The sequence below is a fragment of the Bradyrhizobium sp. Arg816 genome (assembly GCF_029989365.1).
GTDB lineage: Bacteria > Pseudomonadota > Alphaproteobacteria > Rhizobiales > Xanthobacteraceae > Bradyrhizobium.
Genome location: NZ_JAPRAQ010000104.1, coordinates 1 through 570 on the forward strand (window position 1 = coordinate 1; position 570 = coordinate 570).

General features: G+C 64.9%; 1 protein-coding gene. It reads left to right on the forward strand.

What is annotated here, in order from left to right:
• Positions 1-52 precede the first annotated feature (52 nt).
• Positions 53-570, forward strand: a 518-nt coding sequence (locus OWC48_RS46025; RefSeq protein ID WP_282525931.1) for a TonB-dependent receptor plug domain-containing protein, incomplete at its 3' end; no start/stop codon positions are given.

A 570-nucleotide genomic window follows, 5' to 3' on the forward strand; every position in this document is an offset into this window, starting at 1 on the left:
CGTGACAGCGCAGGACATCAAGCTTCAGGGGACGGCGAGAGTCGAGGACCTGATGAACTCGCTCCCGTCGGTGTTCGCCAGCCAGAATTCTACCAGGGCCAACGGTGCCGACGGCACCGCCACGGTCGACCTTCGCGGCCTCGGCACGACGCGTACGCTCTCTCTCGTCAACGGCCGTCGTCTGCTGCCGGGCGATCCGAGCCCGACCAGCGGTTCGGCCGCCGACATCAACATCATTCCTGCCTCAGTCCTGAAGCGCGTCGAAGTGCTGACCGGCGGTGCGTCGTCGACCTATGGCGCTGACGCCGTCGCCGGCGTCGTCAACTTCATCATCGACACCGACTTCACCGGCATCAAGCTGGACGGCCAGTACAGCCTTTTCCAGCACGACAATCGTGACAAGTTCCTGACGCCGCTGCTTGATGCGCGTGCGGGCGCGGGGCTCCCGGGCTACGGCTATCCAAAGGGCAGCGTCGCTGATGGCGGCGCGGTTGACGCCACGCTGACGATCGGTTCGGGCTTCGACGACAATCGTGGCCATGCCGTCGCCTATTTCGGCTATCGCAAGGT